A 20,711-nucleotide genomic window follows, 5' to 3' on the forward strand; every position below is an offset into this window, starting at 1 on the left:
ACAAATATGAAAGTATCCGCTTTAGCAAGTTCTCTTATTGGCTCTGAGATTATCAAAATCGGTAATGAAGTCAATGAAATGAAACGTAAAGGGGCACAGATTGCCAACCTGACGATTGGTGATTTTGATTCCTCGATTTATCCCATTCCAACTGAGCTGAAAGAGGGAATCGTTGCTGCTTATCACGCCAACCAGACGAACTATCCTCCTGCTGATGGTATCCTGCCATTGCGGGAAACGATAGTCTCCATCCTTAAGGAACGTTACGGACTGGAATACGGTACTTCAGAAATCCTGGTTTCCGGCGGATCACGCCCACTGATCTATGCCACTTACCTCGCATTGATTGATCCGGGAGATACTGTTGTCTTTCCTGCACCGTCATGGAACAACAACCACTATTGTCACCTTACCTCTGCGAATGCCGTAGCGGTAGAAACAGATGCTGAAAATAACTTCATGCCCACAGCGGCACAATTGAAACCACACCTGAAAGGGGCTACACTGCTGGCTTTATGCTCGCCTCTGAACCCTACAGGTACCATGTTTACGGCAGAGCAGCTTGCTGAGATCTGCGATGTGGTGCTGGAAGAAAATAGATCCCGTACTGCGGATGAGAAACCGCTTTACCTGATGTATGACCAGATTTATTCCCTGCTTACCTTTGGTGTGGACCACGCTAATCCGGTGAGCCTGAGACCTGAAATCAGGGATTATGTCATCTTTGTGGATGGTAGCTCGAAATGCCTGGCAGCAACAGGCGTAAGGGTGGGATGGGGCTTTGGTCCTGCAGACATCATCAACAGAATGAAAGCACTGGTAGGACACATGGGCGCCTGGGCACCTAAGGCAGAACAAGTGGCTATGGCGGATTATTTTAGTCAGACTGCCGTGCTGGACAAGTTCCTGGAGGCTTTTAAAGCGAAGATCCAGGATAGTCTGAATGCACTTTACAGTGGGTTTATAGATTTGAAGTCGGAAGGATTCACTGTAGATGCCGTGCAGCCAATGGGTGCCATCTATCTCACGATCAAAATTGATTATATCGGAAAAACTACCCCGGAAGGCGACGTGCTGAAAAACAGTGCTGATGTGAACTTCTACCTGATCAAGGAAGCACAGGCGGCGTTGGTGCCTTTCTCTGCTTTTGGTAACGAAGAAAATATGCCTTGGTTCAGGGCTTCTGTAGGGGCCTGTACTTTACAGGACATCAAAGACATGATGCCGAGGATTAAAGCTGCGCTGAGCAAGCTGAAATAGGTTTTCTGTATGCCGGTCCTGGTAACCTGGGCGCTCATTTAGATGACAAAAAGAAGGATGTACGATTCAAAGACCGAAATCTTCTGCGCTGAAGGGCGCGAACATTTCCACGTCTTTTCATCGTACATCCTTCTTTTTGTCCGCCGAAAAATAGCAAACGGGAAACCTGTACGAATACGGTATTGCCGGTTTATCTTATGCCAGCTTTATTTAATGCTTAACTTTTACCTGATTATTAGCGTACCATCAATACCCTGATGCCTACTTAAATTCTGAGGTTTTGTGGAATTCGATATCGGGATAGTCCCTCATAGTCATATTGATCATGAAATCATTATCCGCAAGGAAAACCGGATTTCCGTCTTTATCTTCACCAATGTGCTGCTGTTTTCTTTTTAGGAACTCCTCCAGTTTCTTTTTGTCTTTTGAAGTGACCCAGTTAGAACGCCCGTAGCTCAGCATCCTGAAATGCGCCTTTGCACCGTATTCGTGCTCTAGACGGAAAGCGATGACCTCAAACTGCAGTTCTCCAACGGCACCGATGATTTTACGGTTACCAGGCTGGGCGGTGAAAAGCTGTGCAACACCCTCTTCTGTGAGCTGCTGTATGCCTTTTTCCAACTGTTTGGTGCGAAGTGGGTCTCTGTTCTCTACTTCCTTAAATATTTCAGGAGAGAAGCTCGGAATGCCCTTAAATTGCAATTGTTCTCCTTCTGTAAGGGTGTCGCCGATTTTAAAGTTACCGCTGTCATACAATCCGACAACATCTCCGGGCCATGCTTCTTCCACGATGCTCTTCTCGTTGGCCATAAAATCCATTGGATTGGAAAATTTCAGTTTCTTCTGCTGGCGTGCGTGGAAATAGAATTTGTTTCTTTCAAATTTCCCGGAACAGATCCTCAGAAATGCAATCCTGTCGCGGTGTTTTGGATCCAGGTTGGCATGGATCTTAAACACAAATCCAGTGAAGTTTTTCTCATCTACCATGACCTCACGTTGTTCAGCCTCTCTACTTCTAGGGCTAGGCGCGATCTGCACGAAGGTGTCCAGCAACTCCTTGATCCCAAAGTTGTTGATCGCACTGCCGAAAAATACAGGTGCGAGCAGACCTTCTGTATACATGCTCTTGTCGAGGTTGCCATATACGCCTTCAACAAGCTCAAGATCACCTTTTAGTCCTTCCAGCTCCTTGGGCTTAAGGAAGTTGGTCAGGTTGGCATCGTTCAGGTCGCTGACCTCTATTACCGGTTCGCTGATTTTTGTCTTATCCGCCTCAAACAGGTTGAGGTGTTTGTTATAGATGCTGTAAACCCCTTTAAACGTGTGTCCCTGGCCGATTGGCCAGGAGAGGGGGCAAAGGCTGATGTTCAGCTTGTCTTCGATCTCATCCAGCAGGTCGAAGGCATCCTTTCCCTCACGGTCCATCTTATTGATGAAGATGATTACCGGCGTATTCCTCATCCGGCATACCGCCATCAGCTTTTCAGTCTGTTCCTCTACACCCTTTACACAGTCGACCACCAGGATTACACTGTCGACGGCCGAAAGGGTACGGTAAGTATCTTCAGCGAAGTCTTTGTGACCAGGGGTATCCAAAATGTTGATGCGTTTGCCGCTGTATTCAAAGCCCATTACCGAGGTGGCAACGGAAATTCCACGCTGCTTCTCAATCTCCATAAAGTCGGAGGTATTGCTTTGGCTGGCCTTGTTGCGCTTCACAGCGCCGGCAGTATTGATCGCACCTCCAAACAGCAGGAACTTCTCCGTAAGAGTGGTTTTCCCTGCATCGGGGTGACTAATGATAGCGAATGTTTTTCGTTTTTCTATTTCTGGGTGAATCATAAAGAATTAAGCCTGTTTGCTTGATGAGGCTGCAAAGATAATTATAATAAATAAAAGAAACTGATAAGAGATACGGTTGGCTCCGTTCATGAAAATGCCCCCAAAAAGTGTATGGCTTTTTGAGGGCATGCATTGCTTTTTTTGTCCTAGTATGCTAGACAGATTTAAACAGTTGATGCTAATTAACCACCTCTGCCTGTCCTTGAAGGCCTGCTGCTGCCATTGCTGCTGCGTCCTTCAGAAGAACGGCTCGGCTGACTTTGCTGTACACGCTCAGGTCTGCTTTGTTGTTGTTGCTGCTGACGTTGCTGTCTTTGTTGCTCAGCTTGCTGTTGTCTTTGAGACTGCTCCTGACGTTGCTGTTGCTGTCTTTGTTGTTCGGCCTGTTGCTGGCGCTGCTGATCGGCTTGCTGTTGACGTTGCTGATCGGCCTGCTGTTGCCTTTGGGCCTGTTCCTGACTCTGGCGTTGCTGTCTTTGTTGATCTGCTTGCTGTTGGCGTTGTTGATCGGCCTGCTGCTGTCTTTGCGATTGCTCCTGGCTTTGGCGTTGTTGTCTTTGAACCTGTTCCTGACGCTGCTGGCCCTGTTCCTGGCTTTGACGTTGCTGTCTCTGCTGCTGTTGGGCAGCTTCAGATCTGGAGTTTCCACTTTCTGCAGAACGCGGTGTCCTGGCAGGTATGCTGCCATTCTCCCTTGAAGGATTGGTGTTGCCACGGATGTTTCCTCTCTCAGGAGTAGTTCCGTTACCATTGGTTACACCACTGCCCCTGGATGGACGGGTACCCTCTGTTCTGCCAGGAGCGGTTGTATTGCCTCTTGGTGCCGTATTACCTCTTGTCGCGGCATTGCTGCGATCGGCAGAAGTTCTTGACCTGGTCACATATTCATCGCCTCTCACCGCCTCACGTGGCGCCTGTACACTACCTCTGTCGGCCCTGGAACGTCCTGGATTATAGATGTTGATGTTGTTTCCGCTGATGCTGGTTCTTCCTGACCTTGAAGAACGGTTGATGTTATACACCGCAACATCGGATCTGGTAGCCCTTCTTACGTCGTCAATCCTCGGACCTGAATAATAAGTCCTTCTGTTCCTGACATAAGTGTTATTGATGATGGTCGTATTGTGAATGATCGTCACATTTCTCCTCGAATAATACCTCGGGAAGCTGTCATAATAGATGTTCCGCTGCGGTACGAATACCCACCACAGGTCAGGGATACCAATATTGATGTTGACATTGAACCCCGGGCCCATAGGTGCCCATCCGTAATATCCGCCGCCGCTCCTCCAGCTTACCCATGCTGGTCCCCAAACGGTATCAGGGATCCAGATCCACTGTCTGTAGCTGTTGTATACCCATCTTCCGTAATGGAAAGGCGCCCAGCCCCAGTCGTAATTGGATACCCAGGTATTTCCGTATTCTGTCATCGCCCAGCGTCCATTGGTGTAGTAAGGCCTGAAATCACCCTGCTCCACATCGGGGCGCCATACGTACCCATACTCGGGATCCTGGATCCAGGTGCCGTAGGGTGATAATTCGTCGTAAAAAGATTGAAGCGAAATGTCGTCGTCCTGTGCCAACACCCGCTGTGTGGTTCCGGTTAGAAGGAGCAGTAGCCCCAACAAGATTGCCGGTAATTTGATGAACTTTTTCATTTTGTGTGTGATTTAATTTTACCTAACGCTTTTTGTGTATCAATTTGAGTTCCAACCAACCCAAAAGTTTAATCTGTCTGTGAAATATTACATTATGCTTATTTGGATTCGCCTAATAATATTGGCTAATCCCGTGATATTTCCGTTATTTTATTTGTATCTGGTTAGTGCTCCGCTACCGCATCTGTTAAGATTTATATGCAGATCCTTTATATACAATTTACGTAATTCTTTTGATATGAACACTTTTTGTGTGTTAAGATGACGTATCGCTTATAATAATGGGCCTCTGATGGTGCTTTACCGCAATTTATTTTCTTCCTTTGTAGATTAAACGAAAATTTATGCAAAAAGGTACCTTATTCCTCATTCCCGTTCCTCTGGCTGAGAACGCCACGCAGCAGTCTTTTACTCCCTTTGTTGGAGATACCATCAATGCGATTACCGTTTATATCGTTGAAAATGAGAAAACTGCGAGGAAGTTTTTGAAGGAAGCAGGTCTGAAGACTCCACAAAGTGAGTTGGTGATCCACGACTATGGCAAGCATAAACGCAATACTTCCCTTGCCCCATTTTTTAAGGAGCTTGCTGCGGGTAAGGATGTTGGTCTGATGAGCGAAGCGGGATGTCCGGGTGTGGCAGATCCTGGTGCCGAGATCGTTGCTGAAGCGCACCGCCGCGGGATCAAGGTGGTTCCCCTGGTAGGTCCAAGTGCCATATTGCTGGCATTAATGGCATCGGGATTTAATGGGCAGAGCTTCACCTTCCACGGTTACCTGCCGATAGATAAGGTGGAACGGGCAAAACGCATCAAGGAACTGGAGCAACTGGCCCTCAAAAACAGGCAAACGCAGATTTTTATGGAGACTCCATTCCGCAATAATCACCTGTACGAAGATGTGCTCAAAAATGCATCACCACAAGCCATGCTCAGCATTGCCTGCAACATCACAGGAGCAGACGAATTTATCAAGACCCAGTCGGTAGCGCTCTGGAAAAACGAACGCATAGACCTGCACAAGAAACCAGCGATATTTTTACTGTATAAACAAGGCTAATCAAAAAATGCCCCGGGAGATGGTCAGCAAAAATACCTGCCGCATTAGCGGTACATATTTTTGCTTTCTATAAAGGACTGTACCTCGTCGGTAACGAGGTACTGAATGTTTTTTCCTGCCTTGATGGCTTTGCGGATGAAACTGGAAGAAATCTCCATCTGCGGGGTGTCTGTGATGACAATAGCCGGGTTCGCCTCCCATTCTGACAGGTCGACTCCCGGTCTGGGATACACGTAAATCTCGTAATCCCTCAGCAGCACTTCATAATTTTTCCATTTTTTCAGGGAGGCAAGGTTATCTGCACCCATGATGAGCGCAAATGATTTCTCCGGGTACCTCTCCTTCAGGAAAGCAAGGGTGTCAATGGTGTAAGAGGGCTGTGGAAGGCCAAATTCGATGTCGCTCACCTTCAGGTTTGCGGCATTTTCAGTGGCGATTTTTGCCATCTCCAGCCGGTCATACATATTGGTCAGGCCTGCCTTGTCCTTCAGCGGATTGTGTGGCGATACCACCAGCCATACCTCTTTCAGCCCGGTAAACTCCGCCATATAATTGGCAATGATCAGGTGTCCGGTATGGATGGGATTGAATGATCCGAAAAATAACCCGGTTTTCATGGGATAGTTTGCTGCGCAGGTTTAACCTTTATTGATGAAATCTCCAATCAGTTGCTCTGCTTCCTTGCAGGCCGTCTCCAGATCGTAGTTTTTGAGGATGATGTCAAACTTGTCTGCATAATTCAGCTCTTTTTCAGCCTTTATAAAGCGCTCCTGCAGCTTTTCCTGACTGTCAGTTCCCCTGCCGGTCAGACGTTCCTTCAGGACCTCCAGAGAAGGTGGCTGAACGAATATGGCAAGGGCATCCTCTTCATATTTGCGCTTCAGACGCAATCCGCCTTCTACGTCAATGTCAAAGATCACATGCTGACCTGCATTCCAGATCCGCTCAATCTCGGAACGGAGGGTTCCGTAAAAAGTGCCGTTGTAGACTTCTTCGAATTCTACGAACTCCTGGTGCGCGACCTTATGCAGAAAAGATTCTTTAGAGATAAAATAATAGTCTTTCTCATGCTGCTCGTCACCCCTGGCTTCACGTGTGGTTGCAGAGATGGAGAAACTCAGCTCAGGAAATTTCTTCAGCAAGTGTTTTACAATAGTGGTTTTGCCTGCACCTGAGGGGGCAGAAAATATAATGAGTTTACCTTGTATCATGCTTGCTTATAAAACGTTTAATAGTTGTTCTTTAATTTTTTCCAGTTCTTCTTTCATGCCCACAACCAGCTGTTGTATCTGTGCGTCGTTTGCTTTCGCACCCATGGTATTGATCTCACGACCGATTTCCTGGGAGATGAAACCAAGCTTTTTACCATTGGCATCTTTACTTTTCAGTGTGGCTGTAAAATATTCACAGTGACTTTTCAGTCGTGTTTTTTCTTCTGTAATATCCAGTTTATCAATATAATAAATCAATTCCTGCTCCAGCCTGTTCTGGTCAACATTTACCTTGCCCACATTTTCTTCCAGGAACTGGTTCAGCCGGCTTCTGATCTGGGGTACACGCAGGGGCTCCAGGATCTCCACCTGTGCAAAGAAACCGAGGATGTTTTTGATCCGCAGTTCGAGGTCTTCCTTAAGGACATTTCCTTCGGTAATGCGAAACTGGTTGAAATTGGCCAATGCGGTATTGAAGGTGCTGTATAAGATGTTCCAGTCATTTTCGTCTACCTCTTCTTCCGCATAGCTGATCACCTCTGGGAAGTTCAGTGCGGCCTGAAGCAGGTTACTGGAGTTGGCACCCAGGTCAGTATTCAGCGCTTCCAGCTGTTTGTAATAGCGGGTCAGGAGTGCTGCATTGATGGTTGCACCCTTCAACGACTCTTCACCACGATCAATGTTGATGGAAAGGCCGACCTTCCCACGTTCAATTTCCTTACTGCAAATGTTGCGCAACAGCAGTTCCTTATCAGAAAAAGCTCTGGGAACTTTTAAGTTGAGTTCTAAAAATTTGCTGTTTAGAGACTTGATCTCCACGGAAAATTTTACGTTTCCTTCGTCGGTAGAGGCCAGACCAAAGCCCGTCATTGATTTTATCATGTGCAAAGATATCATTTATTGTTAATTGATTAAATGTAGCCATTTAAATAAGCGCGAAATAACATTCCGGCCCTTTTATTGCTAACTTATAATGGCTTTGTTTTAAGAGTACCTGGGCTTTCACAGCTTGCCGCTTCTGCTCATTTAACGTTTTTTAACTTAATAGCCTGCCAAATATTGGTTAAGTTTACAAAAATATTCACTGTCATGAGACCTTCCTGCCTAAAGTTTTTTGTGTTTTTCTTGCTGATTTTCAGTTCGGTATCTGTTGCTTTTGGGCAGCAGGACTTCCTGCTGAAGGGCGCAGTAATTGAAAAAGGGAGCGCTACAAGGCTTGAATCCGCACAGATTGTCAATAAAAGGAATGGCTTTACCGTCATGAGCAGCAACCTTGGTCTTTTTGAGATCAAAGCCAGCATAGGTGACACTCTTTTGGTCATGAAAAGAGAATACTCGGATATGGAAGTACCTGTTGCAAGTAACAAAGACCTGGTAGTTTACATGGCGATGGGAAATACGCTTAGGGAGGTACGGATTACCGGTCAGTCGAAAAAGGACGAGCTGAATGATGTAAAAAGAGACTTCAAAAATAAAGGATCGTTTTATCAGGGGAAACCCCCATTGCTTTCCTACATATTCTCTCCGCTGACAGCGGTGTATGAGTTGTTTGGTCGCACACCAAAAAATGCAAGGCGCTTTGGGAATTATTACAACAATGAGCTGCAACAGACGCAGATTGATGGTTTTTTTAACGAGTCACTGATCAAAAAGAATACAGGGCTGGAGGGGAAGGAGCTGGAGAATTTCATGTTAAACTACAGACCTGACTACGAAAAAGCCAAAAACTGGACCGAATATGATGCGATCAAACACATTAAAGATTCCTATAAAACATATACGGATACTTTGAAGAAGAAATAGCGGAGAGTAATTTTGTCTTGAAAGACTATTAGATGGTAAGCGTTTCGCATGCTTTTTCTGCAGCGAGTTTTTCCGCATTCTTTTTATTGTAATCCCTGCCAATACCCACACTTTCTCCATCAATTACGGCGCTGATGGTAAAGAGCTTCGGACTGTCTCCTTCGCTGTTTTGTACCATCTCAAAAATGACGTCCTTGCCATGACGCTGACACCATTCGATGAGCTTGCTCTTGAAATTTGTCTCTGTCAACTCCAGGGTATGGATGTCAACATAGGGTTTAATGATCCTTTTTAGCAGGAAATCTTTAGTGAAGTTGTATCCTTTGTCGAGATAAATGGCACCGATCAATGCCTCAAATGCATCTCCAAGCATGGAGTGATGTTTGGTCTGAACGTTTACGGTTTTCTGGTCGAATACGATGAGCTGATCGAAGCCCATTTTACGCGCCAGCTGGTTGAGGTTTGCCCTGTTGACAATCTTGGAGCGCATTTCCGTCAGAAACCCTTCTTCCTTATAAGGATAGTTCTTGAATAACAGCTCCGCGACGACGGAGCCGAGAATGGCATCGCCTAAAAACTCGAGCCTTTCGTTACTGCTTCTACTTCCATTTTTTAAAACTTTCGCCACAGACCTGTGCCTGAATGCCATTTGATATAAAATGGTATTTCCGGGAACAAAGCCCAAGATGTTTTTTAACTTTTTTATAAATACTTTATTTGGTGAAAAATAAAGCTTATACAGGTCAAATAATGGCATTAAAACAGTTTACAAAAATTATAGGAGACTACCGGGATAGTCTCCTTAACAGATATTTAATCTTTATTCTTCGTATTTTTTGAAAATCACAGATGCATTATGACCACCGAAGCCAAAAGTGTTGCTTTGTGCAGCACGGATGGTGCGTTTTTGAGCCTTGTTGAACGTGAAGTTTAGCTTTGGATCGAATTCAGGATCATCATTAAAATGATTGATCGTAGGTGGCACTATGTCATTTTTGACAGCAAGGATGGCGGCAATGGCCTCCACAGCACCCGCTGCACCCAAAAGGTGACCAGTCATTGATTTTGTAGAACTGATGTTAAGTTTGTAAGCATCTTCGCCAAACAGGTCAACAATCGCTTTGCTTTCTGAGATGTCTCCCAGAGGGGTAGAAGTACCATGAACGTTGATGTAATCAATGTCTCCGGTCGTTAAACCTGCGTCATTCAATGCATTCGTCATGACCATTCTTGCGCCCAGTCCCTGAGGATGAGGTGCGGTAATATGGTTGGCATCAGCACTCATTCCGCCGCCAACTAATTCAGCATAAATCTTTGCACCACGTTTTTTCGCGTGTTCCAGCTCCTCAAGGATGATGGTTCCTGCTCCTTCTCCAGCCACAAAGCCATCTCTGTCTCTGTCAAATGGCCTGGAAGCCGTTGATGGATCGTCATTTCTTGTGGAAAGGGCATGCATCGCATTAAATCCTCCAATTCCGGCTTCGTTAATGATGGCCTCAGAACCTCCGCTGATGATCACGTCACACATATTCAGACGAATATAATTATACGCATCAATCATGGCATTGGTAGATGAAGCACAAGCAGAAACAGTGGCGAAATTCGGGCCCCGAAGACCATATTTTATGGAAATGTGGCCGGGAACAATGTCAATAATTACTTTAGGAATGAAGAACGGGTTGATGCGCGGCGTGCCGTCACCAAGGAAAAAGTTCTTCATTTCATCCTGGAACGTTTTAAAACCGCCAATACCAGAACCCCAGATTACGCCGATACGGTTGGTGTCTAATTGTGAAAAATCAAAATTACCATCCTTTACGGCCTCATCTGTAGCCACTAAAGCGTATTGAACAAATGGATCTAACTTGCGGGCTTCTTTTTTATCTAAAAAATCTTCTGGGTTGAAGTTCTTAAGTTCACATGCAAACTTCGTCTTGAACTTTGATGTGTCAAAACCTGTAATAGGGCCAGCGCCACTCACTCCATTTAACAAACCATCCCAGAATTCTGGGATAGTATTGCCTATTGGAGTGAGTGCACCCAACCCTGTAACTACTACTCTTTTTAATTCCATTTATACGGATTATACGGAGACCGTATTTTTACTTAACGTTTTTCTCTAAGTAAGCAATTGCTTGACCAACAGTACCAATAGTTTCAGCCTGATCATCAGGAATCGCTACATTGAATTCTTTTTCGAACTCCATAATAAGCTCTACAGTATCTAAAGAATCCGCACCCAAGTCGTTAGTGAAAGAAGCTTCTGGTGTAACTTCGTTTTCATCCACACCTAATTTTTCAACGATAATAGCCTTAACTCTTGAAGCAATATCAGACATAATGATTATAATTTAATGGTTAAATAATTCAGTGCAAAGAAAAATAAATATTTACACATTTCAAATGTTTTTATTTCTCTTCCAATTTTAATGTTTTTATTTTGAACATCAATGTAAAATTAGTTTTATAATTTTGTAATCCCGTAAAAAAGTGTGATTTGAACAAAACCTACCTGAAATTATCGTTAGATCTTGATTTCGTATTGATTGCAATCACTGCTTCTTTAAAGGATTATATGCTCTGTCATAAAATCAATACCAAGCTCAGCTTTAACTTCGAAAAGATTGAGGATCACGAGGTTTACATCAATATGGACGATGATGAACCCCTGTCGTTCTCCAAGTATTATTTCTTCGTTGAACAGGGTGAGATTGAATATTACATCGTTAACAATCGAAACGCCGAAGGGTTTTTGATTCCTGAGATGAATAAGGTCGATTTTTTTATGATCATTCACCAGTATATTGATAAAGAAGACCTTAATTTTATTCTTTCCGGACTAAATAAACTGCCTGATATTCAGGTTGCTGCGCAAATTGACCCCCGTAAACTCCGGTCCAGGGAAAATTTGGTAATGTAAATTTTATATTGCAGGTGTATTAAATACACTATATTTGATTCTACAAAGTCATAAAAATAACAATAATAATGAGGCCAACAATGGTTTTTGAGGTCAAAAACCGTCGTCTTGTTGGTGGACAATAACTTTAAGTAACCAAGATGAAACCATTTCATTCCAGAACAAAAATCGTAGCGACCCTCGGGCCAGCATCAGCTAAGCCTGAAGTTTTGTACAGCATGTTTAACGCCGGATTAGACGTTTGCAGACTTAACTTCTCTCACGGTTCCCAGGCAGACCACCAGGTCGTGCTTGACACCATTCGTAACCTCAATGAAAAACACAACTACAATGTAGGTATCCTGGCAGATTTACAGGGCCCGAAAATACGTATAGGGATGGTGAAAGATGGTGGTATTCACTTGGTTAACGGTAACAAAACCATCATTACTACCAAAGAGTGTATCGGTAATGAGGAACGCATCTACATCACTTACGAGACTTTTCCTAAAGACGTTAAAGCTGGTGAAATCATCCTTCTGGATGATGGGAAACTGCAAATGAGAGTCGTGGAAACCAACTTTGAAGATGAAGTGGTTTGTGAGGTTGTTCATGGTGGTATCCTGACTTCAAGAAAAGGGGTAAACCTGCCAAACACTAAAGTTTCTATTCCTTCCCTGACCATCGAAGACCGCAAAAACCTGGAGTTTGTACTTCAGAATGATGTGGAGTGGATCGGTCTTTCTTTTGTGAGAAATGCAGAAGACATCACCGAATTAAAAGATATCATCAAAGAAAGAGGCAAAACCGCCCGTGTAATTGCCAAAATTGAAAAACCTGAAGCCATTGCCAATATCGATGAGATCATCGCTGTTTCAGATGGTATCATGGTTGCACGTGGTGACCTCGGAGTGGAAATGCCAATGGAAGAAGTTCCTTTGCTGCAAAAAATGATCGTTCAGAAATGCCGTGCGGCTTCTAAACCGGTCATCATCGCTACGCAGATGCTGGAAAGTATGATCACTACACCTAGGCCAACACGTGCTGAGGTGAATGACGTTGCCAACTCTGTATTGGATGGTGCTGATGCCGTGATGCTGAGCGGTGAGACTTCTGTAGGGGAGTTTCCGCTGATCGTTATCGAGACCATGCAGAAAATCATTCAGAACATCGAGGTGAACAATTATCCGTTCCACCCTGAAAAGTTCCTTAAGCCTAAGTCTGAGAGCTTCCTGAGCGATGCTTTATGTGACAGTGCAACCTTCTTGTCCAAACAGACCAACGCTGTTGGTATCGTTTCAATGACAGTAAGTGGTTACACTGCATTTGAAATCTCCAGCCACAGGCCTAAAGCATTAACTTATATTTTTACCAGCAACAAATCGCTGTTAAATACTTTGAGCCTTGTTTGGGGGGTTCAGGGTTTCTATTACGACAAATTTGAGAGTACTGATGAAACCATTCTGGACGTTAATGCTCTGCTTAAAGAGTACAAACTGGTCAAAAAAGGTGATGTCATCATCAATACCGCAGCCATCCCAATGGAGAAGATGGGTAAAACAAATATGTTGAAAATCACAGTTATTGAATAATATACTGTAGAATTCAATTTTTTTTCTACTTTTGCAATCCGCAAAATGGAGAGGTGTCCGAGTGGTTGAAGGAGCACGCCTGGAAAGTGTGTATACCTCAAAAGGGTATCGAGGGTTCGAATCCCTCTCTCTCCGCAGATTAAAAGTAGACAAAGCCTTTAGATCATCTCTAAAGGCTTTTTTTTGACTTAGTTTTTATACATAGGTGGATGGTCTATGTCTGTTTTATCAAGATATGAATCCGGATCTATTATGGCTTCATAATAGTAAAACGTCTCTAATGTAACCTGTCATGTTATTTTTCAGGCCTTTAGGTATGATCATTAATTTCATAAATTAGCGCTGATGGATGAAAAAGAGCTGCTTAAGTTTAGAACCGCTTTAACTCGATTTGTGCCGTTGAATGATGAAGACTGGGGGTTATTATCTCCTTTTGTCACCTATCGCAACTTAGCAAAAGGAGAACACTGGATCACCGAGGGGAAAAAGGAACAGTACCTGGGATTTATCCTAGAAGGGAACATGAGACACTACTACATCCGCAATGGTGAAGAAAAGACGACATACTTCTACTTCGAAAACCACCTGACAGGTTCTTATTTCAGTGCGCTTAACGGCGCGGCATCGTTGGTGACAATTGAGGCGCTTACCGATTGCCGGTTATTGAGCTTTCCATACGACGTATTGGTCTCCCTATATGACGAATCTCATGCCTGGGAGCGCTTCGGACGTATTCTCGCCGAGTATCTGGCTATGGGGTTGGAAGAACGGATGTCTGAATTGCTGATGCTCAGTCCTGAAGAACGGTATGTAAAACTCATAGAAGGAAATAAAAAGAAAATTATCGAAAGAATCCCACAGCACTACATTGCGAACTACCTAGGAATTACTCCTGTTAGCCTGAGCCGTATCCGTAAGCGGCTGACTAGTAAATGATGTGCTTTCTTTTTTATTATCTTTTGTTAACGTTTTAATAGTTGCTGACGGCTGATCTTTGAACTATCAAAAAGCAACAAATATGAAAAAGCTCATTCAGGTTGAGACCATCGTCCCATTTCTGATTTCAATAACATTGATCAATCTTTTGCCCATTAGCTTCACATGGTGGGTATGGATATTATTATTTCTGGCACCGGATATCAGTATGTTTGGCTACTTACTGAACAATAAGGTTGGAGCCATTACCTACAACATCTTTCACCATCAGCTCATCGCGGTAGTGGTGGCAGGAATTGGATTGCTGACACAGCAACCTTTTCTGGAACTGGCAGGGCTGATTTTACTTGGACACAGCAGCCTTGACCGCGTAATGGGTTATGGCCTGAAGCTGAGCCAGGGGTTTAAATACACACATCTGGGTGCAGTAGGACAGAAGTAGTCATTTCGCCTTTATGATAATGGTTCCTGGATCACTGATAATATATTCCCTGCAGGATCTCTAAACCAGGCAATAGCGTGGCCTTCTCCCCGGGCAATACCTTTGTCATCGGTTTTAATGCCGGGTTCGTCGTAATGTTCAAAATGAACACCCTTTTCAGTGAGTTCCCTTACAGCGTCATCCACATTATCTACCGGAAAGTTAAGCACGGTAAATGTCGCCGGCTCATGGTTCTCCTTCGGGTAAATCAACAGGTCGCTGGAACCTGCAAGGTGTACCTGAAGTACGCCCATTGGGCTGTCTTCTACTTCTAGGCCGAGGATGTCGCGGTAAAATGCTTTTGCCTTCTGAATATGATCAACGGAAAATCCGCTGAATGCTTTGCTGTTTTTAAACATGATCTGGTGTTTTTATGATGAGCAAATAGAAATGAATTGTAGAGAATTGAATTGTAATTGCTGATGGAGACTTACAGTGCTCAGGACTTCCAGGCCCCTAAGAGGCGCCTGATAACAATAATTTCTGAAATGTGATATGCGGTGTGGTCGGCGATTTGAAGTGCCTCACGCAGTACCGTCTGGCCGTCACCATGGGGGATCGGTTTGTATAGGTTGCTACTGTGGAGGAGCGTCCTGAACTCTTCCAGGTCATCATCGATCTGTCGTAAGCTTTTTTCCCAGGCGGCCGCATCTGCCGGAGCAGTCTCCTTTGGCCAGTATTCATCCGGCCATTTTGGGGATTGATGGTTTCCATCTTTGCAAAATTCCAGCATATCCCACTGCGCAATGCGGATGTGTTCTACCAGCTGCCAGATGCTGTAAGGTAAGCCATGTGGCTGCTCGCCCACCAAGGCCAGGTCCAGGTCGGCAATAGCGTCCTTCAATCCAACGTGAGCACCCCCGCCTTTTAGTAGCTTTTCTAATTCGGCAATCAGTATCTTGTTCTCATTTTCCATAATACTTACATTTATAGCAATTGATGAAAATCAATAATTACTACAAACTGAATCAAAAGAAAGTTTTTCTAATCGTCTGATTGTTGCAGAAGTATGGATAACATGCGGTCCGGGTCGTTTATAAATGCCTTGGATATTGAAAACAACTCGGTCTCCTGATACTTTTTATGTTCAATTCCTTCCGTACTCAACTGGTAGATGATGGAGTCGGGATAAGCAAGTAAAATCGGCGAGTGTGTGGCAATGAGAAACTGTGCACCTTTGCCAACCAATTGGTGAATGCGGGACAACATCGCCATCTGACGTTGTACTGATAAGGCAGATTCGGGCTCATCGAGCAGGTAAATCCCGCTTCCACTAAACCGGTTCATGAATAAAGCCCAGAAGGATTCCCCGTGTGACAGCTCATGCAGGGAGATCCCTCCGTAAGAATCGATTACCTTGCCGCCATAGGATGATCCTTTGTCCAAAGCCTCAATTTCGGAGGCGAGGTTGTAAAAACTCTCCCCACGGAGAAAGAAACCATCGGAGATCCGCCGGTGACTTTTGGCTACCCTGATGTGTTCATGCAGGGCTGAATGGGATGCATAGGTATTGAAATTAAAGTTTTTACTGCCGCCTTCGGGATTAAAGCCAAGGTAAACCGCAATGGCCTCCATCAATGTCGATTTCCCCAGTCCATTTTCTCCAATGATATAAGTAACACTGGGATGGAATTTTAGGGTCTTCAATGTGCGAAGTACAGGCAAGTTGTAAGGGTAGGACTGCCTCAGTTCCTGCGGTATGTCAAAATTGACCTCTAAAAGATAACCTGGCTGATCTCTCATTGTTTCAAAGCAATTTAGGTAGTTCGTTTGAAAGTTCCTGTATTGAAAAAAATTTAAATTCCTTTTCAGACCCAAATCTTTGCTGAAGGGCAAAGATTTGCACGTCTTCAAAGCAAATTAAATTTCTTTCTGCGCCTTAAACCATCTCTCTCCATCCGACTCCATCCGAAGGGTTTACTTTAAACATTATCGGGCCGTCCATTTCTGAGCGCCTGGATTCTGGATCAACCATCTTCTTCCTTATGCTTGCTTTGATCCTGATGGTTAGCGGGAGGTGTTTGACCTGATTGTTTGGGATTTGGGATTTTAATACTGATGTTTTTTGCAGGGTACCAGGGCGATGCCAAAGCCGGTTTTGTTGATGATCTGGTCTGATTTGCCTCCGGTATTGTTGGTGACTGGACATTATTGGTAATCAATTCAGGTTCTTGCCCCTGTGGATCTGCAGTTTGTCCGCTAGCTGCGTTAGTTGTGCCTGCAGGGCCCGAATGGTTTCCTGCTGAGGTAAACGTGAGGAAGGGGTTGTTTCCATCCAGGGCTGCACTCAGGCAGTAGGGGGCTGTTTCTGGCTGAGGGGCTGAAATGGTATTGTTTGTTTGTTCGGCACCGGCCTGTATATCATCATCTGAGAGCACAATATAACTGTTCTTTTTGGCTTTAGTTTTGGCTGGTTTGGGTGCTTTGTCTTCGAAGTAGAACTGTCCCTCCCACCAGGTTTTGTCGGGTTTCCCCGCAAATGTGCCAGGGTTAACACTGAAATCGCAGATCATGGCAGGGCTCATCTCCGGTGAGTTTACCGACAGCTGGTATCTGGGCCATTTGTAGTGGTAGTTGAGCGCAATGGAAGTGATGCAGTAACAGCCTTCAGGAACGTCAAAAGTCCATTCCTGTGCTATGGTATGAGTATCTTCCTTTGAGATCTCAAGAATGGGGCTCATCTCATAGGTCGGTATTTTTTCGTATTTATCTTTCAGCGCACTGCATTGGATATTGAGGAAAACCGTGCAGGAATTGGCATTATCCGGGAAATAAAGATCCTTTTTGATGTCGATCTGAGGAAGTGTGACACGAAGTTTGCCGTTCAGCAAGCGTGTATCCGGAAGTGTCCATAACAGCTCCTTCAGCTGAGATTTCATATTGAATTCAAAGCCCACCAACGACTTAAATGAGCGTGCATGAAAATCATAGTTCAGCGTGTCCTTGTCGCAATGCCTCCTTAAAATGATGCCCATCTGCCGGTTTAAGCGGTTGACCATTTCGCCGTCTGGTATGAAATGCAGCGAACCGTCCAGCTGATAACGGATCTGGGCTGCAAACTTGCTGGCATCACCGAACAGACTGGCGGAATTTTTAGTTTGCTCGGTTTGCTTACCTGCTTTTGGACCGTTTTTGGCTCTTAGTGTATTGACCCCACGGTGTTCACTGAAAACCACTGGTCCAACGGCGCCTATAATATTTTCTCCTACTATTCTTGCCATGAGTTCATTAATTGTAATTAGCGATTAACTTTATACTAAGTTAAATATAACTTCCTATACGATGCAAATGTAATTTACATCAACCGCATATCCAGTCTACCTTTTGCTTAGAAAATGTGGTATAAACGTGGAGTATATGCGGATTTGATGTAGGTTGGATAGCTTCAGTGATCGAACTTAAGCCGGTCTTGGATGCTTCCTGATATAGGTCATATATCTCATTTCTTTCATTTATAGTAAATTAGTTTGCTTAGTATTGCACTTTTATAAAACACTCAAATTACTGCCGTTCAGAATGACAAAAATGAATACCTGGCAAAAATGCTGTCGATTGTTATTGGTAGTGTTTATCATGATGTGGACAAAGTCTGCCCTTGCACAGAATCCGGCGCCCTTTGCACTCCGTGGACTGGTAATGGATCAAAAAAATCAGCCCTTACCGGGCGCTTCAGTTAGCCTCATCGATATGCGTAATGGGAAGATTTTCCAGAAAGCTGTCACAGATCGGGAAGGGAGGTTTTCGGTGGTGCTGGGAAAAATGACGCTTCGCTTGCTGATAAGCTATGTGGGATTTAATGTTTATGAAAGCGATACCATCCTGGTTTCTGGAAACCTCAACCTCGATCCTATTGTGCTGAGAGATGGAAAGGACTTGTCGGAGGTCAGCGTAAAAGGACAGCGTACGCCTCCATTGATACAGGCTACCGGCGGCAAGATCATCTATAATGTTGCTGCTGGCATTAATGCCCAGGGATCAAATGTGCTGGAGGTACTGCGTAAGGCACCTGGAGTCGTTGTGTCCAGCGACAATGTCATCGGCATTGCTGGAAGGGAAGGGGCCTTGGTGCTTCTGAATGGTAAGCAAACCTATATGCAGCCTGCCGAGCTTGCCGATCTGTTGAAATCCCTGCCTGCCACCAATGTGAAGTCCATAGAGGTACTCAACAATCCCTCGGCACAATACGATGCAGCTGGTTCGGGAGGGATCATCAATATCGTGCTGAAGAAGAATGAAAACGAAGGTTGGAATGGCACTTTCAGTACAGGTCTCGGTTATGGCTTCAGCTTGAAAAACAACAGTGCGTTATCCTTCAACTACCGGCAAAAGAAACTCAATGTTTTTGGTAATTATAGTCACAATGTCGGCAACTTCGGCCTTCGGTATGGTATGGATCGTGATGAATCTGGTACGGCTTACCGTGGCTGGTCTAAGGATACCGACAAACGTCAATCCATTGCTTCTGGTCTTGGACTGGATTACCAACTGAACGACCGACACAGCATCGGTGGCCAGCTGACCGGTAATTTTCTCTTTGGTGGTGGATCAATCTATACAAATACCGCCATCAGTGACCTCACTACGGGCTTGCTGAAGAATACGCTGTTCTCGGAAAGTGATTATTATCATCAGTCATCAAAAAGATACAATACCAACCTCAACTATCGCTATGAAGATACGCTTGGCACGCGGTTCCAGCTCGACCTGGATTATGGTACCTTCAGGTCTGGTACCGGCAATTTACAGCCAAACACATACTACCTGCCCGATGGTTCGGTGGCGGAAAGAAACAGCAATAGGATTCTGACAGGCAGAGATATTGACCTTTATGCTTTCTCAGGAGGTTATGAGCAGAAACTGGGGGCTGGGAAGCTGTCGCTCGGCCTGAAATATTCAAGTGTCATCTCGGGAAATCTTTTCGACTTATACCGTCTGACTGGAGATAGCGAGGAGCTGGATCAGGCCGGTTCAAATGACTTTAATTTTAAGGAGCGCATCTTCAGCAGTTATGTTCAGTATGAACATCAGCTCGGCAACAATTTGTCCCTGCAGGCAGGCATGCGCCTTGAACAGACCAATGCTACGGGAACATTGATCACCGCACAAAACCAGGGGCAGCAGAACGGGGAGATCAAAAGGAACTACCTCAATGGCTTTCCGTCAATTGCGCTGGAGCTGAAAATTGATGAAGAACAACGATTGTCACTCATCTATGGCAGAAGGATTGACAGACCTGCTTATCAGGACCTCAATCCCTTTGATCAGCCACTCGACGGCATATCTTCCCTTAAAGGAAATGCTTACCTGCTGCCGCAAAAGACCCAGCGCATCTCCCTGCAGTATCAGCTCAAAAAGACAATTTTTGACTTGTCATTTTCACGCATTGGCGATTATTTCGCCCAGATCACAGACACCCTTGGAGCAGATAAGGTGGTCATGCAGCCCAGAAACCTCGGAACTCAACAGCAGGTTGCGCTCAACCTGATTCAGCAGATCAGGTTAATAGATGCCTGGGAGCTTAGCATCAATGCACTGATGTATTACAAACACAATGAGATCGCTTTTGATGATAATCGGCATTTCAATTTGAAAAGAGTAGCGGGAAGTCTCAACGTTCAGCAGACCATACGTTTGCCATGGCAGATCAAAGCGGAACTGGCAACAGTTTTTAATACAAAACGACTGGGTGGGGCAAATGATATCTCCCGGCACAACAGTCAGGTAGATATTGGCTTCCAGCGAGGTTTTATGAATGACCAGGCTAAAGTCGGACTGTCATTTACAGATGTTTTCCTGGGCAACACGTGGGATGCCACCAGCTACTACAGCGGTTATTACATCAGGAACTATGGTTATGTAGAATCACGTCAGGTGAAACTCAACTTCAGTTATAACCTTGGAAACGCCAAAATAAAAGCGCCAAAGGATAAGGAATCGGGATTGAAATCTGAAACGGACAGGTTGTAGCTAT

At 44.7% G+C, this 20,711-nt stretch carries 20 protein-coding genes and 1 tRNA gene; 9 read left to right on the forward strand and 12 right to left on the reverse strand.

The genetic code is table 11. From position 1 onward, the window contains the following. Positions 1 to 6: 6 nt before the first annotated feature. Positions 7 to 1,260, forward strand: a complete 1,254-nt coding sequence (locus tag PBAL39_RS12520; protein WP_008241975.1) for a pyridoxal phosphate-dependent aminotransferase — start codon at positions 7 to 9, stop codon at positions 1,258 to 1,260. Positions 1,261 to 1,521: 261 nt separating this feature from the next. On the opposite strand, the gene PBAL39_RS12525 is transcribed toward PBAL39_RS12520, so the two are convergent. Both PBAL39_RS12525 and PBAL39_RS12530 read right to left on the reverse strand, forming a co-directional pair. After that, complete coding sequence (locus PBAL39_RS12525) at positions 1,522 to 3,102, reverse strand: peptide chain release factor 3 (protein WP_008241976.1); 1,581 nt, start codon at positions 3,100 to 3,102, stop codon at positions 1,522 to 1,524. 182 nt (positions 3,103 to 3,284) lie between these two features. Next, positions 3,285 to 4,760: a DUF6600 domain-containing protein gene (locus tag PBAL39_RS12530; RefSeq protein WP_008241977.1), complete on the reverse strand. Its 1,476-nt coding sequence runs from the start codon at positions 4,758 to 4,760 to the stop codon at positions 3,285 to 3,287. Between the two features lie 344 nt (positions 4,761 to 5,104). Between PBAL39_RS12530 and PBAL39_RS12535 the strand changes: the two genes are divergently transcribed. Next, a complete protein-coding gene (locus PBAL39_RS12535; protein WP_008241978.1) occupies positions 5,105 to 5,818 on the forward strand; it encodes an SAM-dependent methyltransferase in 714 nt (237 codons plus the stop codon). Positions 5,819 to 5,862: 44 nt separating this feature from the next. Here the strand turns inward: PBAL39_RS12535 and nadD are convergent, their stop codons facing one another. Genes nadD through PBAL39_RS12550 form a run of 3 tightly spaced genes read right to left on the reverse strand, consistent with a single transcriptional unit; the run spans position 5,863 to position 7,899 of the window. Then, positions 5,863 to 6,435 carry a nicotinate (nicotinamide) nucleotide adenylyltransferase gene (nadD, locus tag PBAL39_RS12540; RefSeq protein WP_008241979.1) on the reverse strand — a complete coding sequence of 191 codons (573 nt, stop codon included), beginning with the start codon at positions 6,433 to 6,435 and terminating at the stop codon, positions 5,863 to 5,865. Positions 6,436 to 6,456: 21 nt separating this feature from the next. Continuing rightward, positions 6,457 to 7,029: a guanylate kinase gene (gmk, locus tag PBAL39_RS12545; RefSeq protein WP_008241980.1), complete on the reverse strand. Its 573-nt coding sequence runs from the start codon at positions 7,027 to 7,029 to the stop codon at positions 6,457 to 6,459. 6 nt (positions 7,030 to 7,035) lie between these two features. Further along, positions 7,036 to 7,899 carry a YicC/YloC family endoribonuclease gene (locus tag PBAL39_RS12550; protein ID WP_008241983.1) on the reverse strand — a complete coding sequence of 288 codons (864 nt, stop codon included), beginning with the start codon at positions 7,897 to 7,899 and terminating at the stop codon, positions 7,036 to 7,038. A 219-nt stretch (positions 7,900 to 8,118) separates the two neighbouring features. Between PBAL39_RS12550 and PBAL39_RS12555 the strand changes: the two genes are divergently transcribed. Next, positions 8,119 to 8,832, forward strand: a complete 714-nt coding sequence (locus tag PBAL39_RS12555) for a hypothetical protein (protein ID WP_008241985.1) — start codon at positions 8,119 to 8,121, stop codon at positions 8,830 to 8,832. 28 nt (positions 8,833 to 8,860) lie between these two features. Here the strand turns inward: PBAL39_RS12555 and rnc are convergent, their stop codons facing one another. The 3 genes from rnc to PBAL39_RS12570 form a co-directional block, all read right to left on the reverse strand. Next, positions 8,861 to 9,589, reverse strand: coding sequence for a ribonuclease III (gene rnc / locus PBAL39_RS12560; RefSeq protein WP_008241986.1), 729 nt, complete (start codon positions 9,587 to 9,589; stop codon positions 8,861 to 8,863). 63 nt (positions 9,590 to 9,652) lie between these two features. Further along, positions 9,653 to 10,906: a beta-ketoacyl-ACP synthase II gene (gene fabF / locus PBAL39_RS12565; RefSeq protein WP_008241987.1), complete on the reverse strand. Its 1,254-nt coding sequence runs from the start codon at positions 10,904 to 10,906 to the stop codon at positions 9,653 to 9,655. 28 nt (positions 10,907 to 10,934) lie between these two features. After that, complete coding sequence (locus PBAL39_RS12570) at positions 10,935 to 11,171, reverse strand: acyl carrier protein (protein ID WP_008241990.1); 237 nt, start codon at positions 11,169 to 11,171, stop codon at positions 10,935 to 10,937. 158 nt (positions 11,172 to 11,329) lie between these two features. Between PBAL39_RS12570 and PBAL39_RS12575 the strand changes: the two genes are divergently transcribed. From PBAL39_RS12575 to PBAL39_RS12595, 5 genes are all read left to right on the forward strand, one after another. Continuing rightward, on the forward strand, positions 11,330 to 11,752 hold the full coding sequence (locus tag PBAL39_RS12575; RefSeq protein ID WP_008241991.1) for an IPExxxVDY family protein: 423 nt from the start codon (positions 11,330 to 11,332) through the stop codon (positions 11,750 to 11,752). Positions 11,753 to 11,892: 140 nt separating this feature from the next. Then, positions 11,893 to 13,323 (forward strand): pyruvate kinase, encoded by a 1,431-nt coding sequence (pyk, locus tag PBAL39_RS12580; protein WP_008241992.1) that lies wholly within the window; start codon positions 11,893 to 11,895, stop codon positions 13,321 to 13,323. A 47-nt stretch (positions 13,324 to 13,370) separates the two neighbouring features. Beyond that, positions 13,371 to 13,458 (forward strand) — tRNA-Ser (locus tag PBAL39_RS12585). 258 nt (positions 13,459 to 13,716) lie between these two features. Continuing rightward, positions 13,717 to 14,259 carry a Crp/Fnr family transcriptional regulator gene (locus PBAL39_RS12590; protein WP_198139816.1) on the forward strand — a complete coding sequence of 181 codons (543 nt, stop codon included), beginning with the start codon at positions 13,717 to 13,719 and terminating at the stop codon, positions 14,257 to 14,259. Positions 14,260 to 14,341: 82 nt separating this feature from the next. Beyond that, the gene (locus PBAL39_RS12595; RefSeq protein ID WP_008241994.1) at positions 14,342 to 14,701 is read left to right on the forward strand and encodes a DUF4260 domain-containing protein; all 360 of its coding nucleotides are present in this window, start codon (positions 14,342 to 14,344) and stop codon (positions 14,699 to 14,701) included. Positions 14,702 to 14,712: 11 nt separating this feature from the next. Here PBAL39_RS12595 and PBAL39_RS12600 read toward each other — a convergent pair whose 3' ends face one another. The 4 genes from PBAL39_RS12600 to PBAL39_RS12615 all read right to left on the reverse strand — a co-directional run bounded on the left by PBAL39_RS12600 (position 14,713) and on the right by PBAL39_RS12615 (position 17,961). Further along, entirely contained in the window at positions 14,713 to 15,099 is a 387-nt protein-coding gene (locus PBAL39_RS12600; protein WP_008241995.1) for a VOC family protein, read from the reverse strand. An 80-nt stretch (positions 15,100 to 15,179) separates the two neighbouring features. Next, complete coding sequence (locus tag PBAL39_RS12605; RefSeq protein WP_008241997.1) at positions 15,180 to 15,656, reverse strand: DinB family protein; 477 nt, start codon at positions 15,654 to 15,656, stop codon at positions 15,180 to 15,182. A 68-nt stretch (positions 15,657 to 15,724) separates the two neighbouring features. Next, the gene (locus PBAL39_RS12610; RefSeq protein WP_008241998.1) at positions 15,725 to 16,483 is read right to left on the reverse strand and encodes an AAA family ATPase; all 759 of its coding nucleotides are present in this window, start codon (positions 16,481 to 16,483) and stop codon (positions 15,725 to 15,727) included. Positions 16,484 to 16,707: 224 nt separating this feature from the next. Next, positions 16,708 to 17,961, reverse strand: a complete 1,254-nt coding sequence (locus tag PBAL39_RS12615; RefSeq protein WP_008241999.1) for a hypothetical protein — start codon at positions 17,959 to 17,961, stop codon at positions 16,708 to 16,710. A 352-nt stretch (positions 17,962 to 18,313) separates the two neighbouring features. Here PBAL39_RS12615 and PBAL39_RS12620 point away from each other — a divergent pair, with 352 nt between their 5' ends. Then, positions 18,314 to 20,707, forward strand: a complete 2,394-nt coding sequence (locus PBAL39_RS12620) for an outer membrane beta-barrel protein (protein ID WP_198139817.1) — start codon at positions 18,314 to 18,316, stop codon at positions 20,705 to 20,707. Positions 20,708 to 20,711: the final 4 nt, after the last annotated feature.

This window comes from Pedobacter sp. BAL39 (assembly GCF_000170795.1).
GTDB lineage: Bacteria > Bacteroidota > Bacteroidia > Sphingobacteriales > Sphingobacteriaceae > Pedobacter.

Coding starts and splice junctions, on each gene's coding strand:
- PBAL39_RS12520 (WP_008241975.1), top strand. CDS start 7: ATGAAAGTATCCGCTTTAGCAAGTTCTCTTATTGGCTCTGAGATTATC.
- PBAL39_RS12555 (WP_008241985.1), top strand. CDS start 8,119: ATGAGACCTTCCTGCCTAAAGTTTTTTGTGTTTTTCTTGCTGATTTTC.
- PBAL39_RS12610 (WP_008241998.1), bottom strand. CDS start 16,483: ATGAGAGATCAGCCAGGTTATCTTTTAGAGGTCAATTTTGACATACCG.
- PBAL39_RS12530 (WP_008241977.1), bottom strand. CDS start 4,760: ATGAAAAAGTTCATCAAATTACCGGCAATCTTGTTGGGGCTACTGCTC.
- pyk (WP_008241992.1), top strand. CDS start 11,893: ATGAAACCATTTCATTCCAGAACAAAAATCGTAGCGACCCTCGGGCCA.
- PBAL39_RS12620 (WP_198139817.1), top strand. CDS start 18,314: ATGATGTGGACAAAGTCTGCCCTTGCACAGAATCCGGCGCCCTTTGCA.
- gmk (WP_008241980.1), bottom strand. CDS start 7,029: ATGATACAAGGTAAACTCATTATATTTTCTGCCCCCTCAGGTGCAGGC.
- PBAL39_RS12605 (WP_008241997.1), bottom strand. CDS start 15,656: ATGGAAAATGAGAACAAGATACTGATTGCCGAATTAGAAAAGCTACTA.
- PBAL39_RS12615 (WP_008241999.1), bottom strand. CDS start 17,961: ATGGCAAGAATAGTAGGAGAAAATATTATAGGCGCCGTTGGACCAGTG.
- fabF (WP_008241987.1), bottom strand. CDS start 10,906: ATGGAATTAAAAAGAGTAGTAGTTACAGGGTTGGGTGCACTCACTCCA.
- nadD (WP_008241979.1), bottom strand. CDS start 6,435: ATGAAAACCGGGTTATTTTTCGGATCATTCAATCCCATCCATACCGGA.
- PBAL39_RS12550 (WP_008241983.1), bottom strand. CDS start 7,899: ATGACGGGCTTTGGTCTGGCCTCTACCGACGAAGGAAACGTAAAATTT.
- rnc (WP_008241986.1), bottom strand. CDS start 9,589: ATGCCATTATTTGACCTGTATAAGCTTTATTTTTCACCAAATAAAGTA.
- PBAL39_RS12595 (WP_008241994.1), top strand. CDS start 14,342: ATGAAAAAGCTCATTCAGGTTGAGACCATCGTCCCATTTCTGATTTCA.
- PBAL39_RS12570 (WP_008241990.1), bottom strand. CDS start 11,171: ATGTCTGATATTGCTTCAAGAGTTAAGGCTATTATCGTTGAAAAATTA.
- PBAL39_RS12600 (WP_008241995.1), bottom strand. CDS start 15,099: ATGTTTAAAAACAGCAAAGCATTCAGCGGATTTTCCGTTGATCATATT.
- PBAL39_RS12535 (WP_008241978.1), top strand. CDS start 5,105: ATGCAAAAAGGTACCTTATTCCTCATTCCCGTTCCTCTGGCTGAGAAC.
- PBAL39_RS12525 (WP_008241976.1), bottom strand. CDS start 3,102: ATGATTCACCCAGAAATAGAAAAACGAAAAACATTCGCTATCATTAGT.